This window comes from Marinomonas sp., from assembly GCF_039940335.1.
Classification (GTDB): Bacteria; Pseudomonadota; Gammaproteobacteria; order Pseudomonadales; family Marinomonadaceae; genus Marinomonas.
The window spans coordinates 1-2,055 of record NZ_JBDVGW010000017.1; the positions used below are offsets into that span (position 1 = coordinate 1).

At 44.1% G+C, this 2,055-nt stretch carries 2 protein-coding genes; one reads left to right on the top strand and one right to left on the bottom strand.

The features are described 5' to 3' along the window. Window positions 1–321: 321 nt before the first annotated feature. Window positions 322–1,476, top strand: a complete 1,155-nt coding sequence (locus tag ABJF92_RS15805) for an IS110 family transposase (RefSeq protein ID WP_446816737.1) — start codon at window positions 322–324, stop codon at window positions 1,474–1,476. 79 nt (window positions 1,477–1,555) lie between these two features. Here the strand turns inward: ABJF92_RS15805 and ABJF92_RS15810 are convergent, their stop codons facing one another. Then, window positions 1,556–1,678 carry a hypothetical protein gene (locus ABJF92_RS15810; RefSeq protein WP_446816738.1) on the bottom strand — a complete coding sequence of 41 codons (123 nt, stop codon included), beginning with the start codon at window positions 1,676–1,678 and terminating at the stop codon, window positions 1,556–1,558. Window positions 1,679–2,055 lie beyond the last annotated feature (377 nt).

The window sequence follows — 2,055 nt, forward strand, 5'->3', positions numbered from 1 at the left end:
TAATATGCCTCCTAATAGTTATACCATCGGAGACATAAATGACATTATTCACAAGCAGTCTTCCGACGGCTTTGAATAGATGTGATCCAGCGCCGCTCTATAAAATAGAGCGCCACCATGAAATTGAATTAAAATTGTATGAAGTATTTTCTTGCATTTGGTGACATTACTATTCATCAAAAAATAATTCAATGAAATTTAGCTTTGTGGGTATAGACACAATGACTCCCTGAGAAATGCTAGCCTCCGCATTTTCGTGGGTTAACTTTTCAGCCAGTGCCATAATTAGTTTGCTTAAGACTAAATCATTTGGAGGCTAGCATGAACAAACATAGCATAGTTTTTTTAGGATTAGATACTCACAAAGAATTTCATGAAGTGGCTTATTGTGAAGAGCAGCGTGGAGCAAGTGCGGTGCACTATGGCCGCATTCCTTCTACAAAAGTCAGCGTCAAAAAGCTTATCCGTCAGTTTGAATCTAAATATCCTGGTGCAACACTTCACGTCGTATATGAAGCTGGGCCTTGTGGATATTGGATCTACCGACTTATCACGAGTTTAGGGCATTGTTGCTATGTTGTAGCGCCGTCCCTTATACCCAAAAAGCCTGGTGACCATATTAAGACTGATAGGCGCGATGCGTTAAAGCTGGTGAAGTTGTTAAAATCGGAAGATCTCACGCCCATTTATGTGCCTGAGCCAGAAGATGAAGCGGTAAGAGATTTATCCCGCGCTCGAGAGCTTGCGATGAAAGATTTAAAAGAAGCCAAATACCAACTCAAAGCGCTGCTGCTGAGAAACAATATTCGGTATGAAGGAACTGCTAACTGGTCGAAGAAACATCTGCGGTGGCTGACTGAACTGATATTACCTCATCCGGCGCAGCAAATCGTATTGCAGGAACAGTTGCAGACTATTGAAGAGCGGATCCGCCGCTTAGAAAGGCTGGATAATGAGCTAACCCATCATGTACACCAGTGGCGTTATTATCCTGTCGTTAAAGCGATCCAAGCCATGCGTGGTGTGAGGCTGCTAGTGGCGGTTGGGGTTGTTGCGGAACTTGGTGATTTACACCGATTCGACCACCCGAGAAAGCTTATGGCTTATTTAGGCTTAGTACCCAGCGAACATTCCTCTGGTGGAAAACGTCATTTGGGCGCTATTACGAAGTCTGGTAACGGTAGAGCTAGACGCTTGTTAATTGAGGGGGCGCACAGCTATCGATATCCAGCAAATGTATCGACTAATATTCAAATTCGTCAAGAAGGGCTACCCAAAGACATCGTCGATATTGCGTGGAAAGCACAGCTTCGACTGTGCAAACGCTACCAGCGAATGAGTAAAAAAGGTAAGCATTACAACCTCATTATCACCGCAATAGCCAGAGAGATGGCAGCCTACATATGGGCTATCGCTAAAGAAGTGGTGCTTACGCCAGTTAATCCAAAATTGAGATTGAGCAGAGTACCTGCATGATAAAAGAGTTCGAGCTAATGCATTCGGATCAGGCCGCGGAATGTGGCACAACCTACTAGGGCGTTATGACGGCAATAACTTAACGGTTATTGATCCACGAACATAGACTGATGAGAAGGTGACCACGGCGGAGTGAGTAAGGTAGGCGCTGTTCACTGAAAGGTGAATAATCCACGAATACCAGCATGACAACCGACGACATTACTGCCTCATCCGGTGCGTTAGCTCATTTAATATGAGTAAGAACACAGCTAATTATGGACCGAAAAAATGTCAGGGAGACATTCGGTTTTTATTGACAAGGGGAGTCATACCAACGCTCGCATAACGGGCAATAACACGTAGGCTAAAATTAGAGCGAAGCGACTGAGCCTACGTGTTATTGTCCCAGCGAGCCAGCGAGCGAGTTTATGCGCTTGTTAAATTGCATTTGGCTTCAATCCAATATCTGCGCATACCTCCGGTAAAATCTCCTCAGTGAGACCCGTTGGAAGTGTATTTAGTTTAGATGACGCCAATTGAGAACCCTCATCCTCGTTAGTAATATTTTCTATCCAAGATTTAAAGAAGGAAACTCTA

Excerpts from the sequence above, each read along its gene's own strand:
- ABJF92_RS15805 (WP_446816737.1), top strand. The coding sequence starts at position 322 with ATGAACAAACATAGCATAGTTTTTTTAGGATTAGATACTCACAAAGAA.
- ABJF92_RS15810 (WP_446816738.1), bottom strand. The coding sequence starts at position 1,678 with ATGTCGTCGGTTGTCATGCTGGTATTCGTGGATTATTCACCTTTCAGT.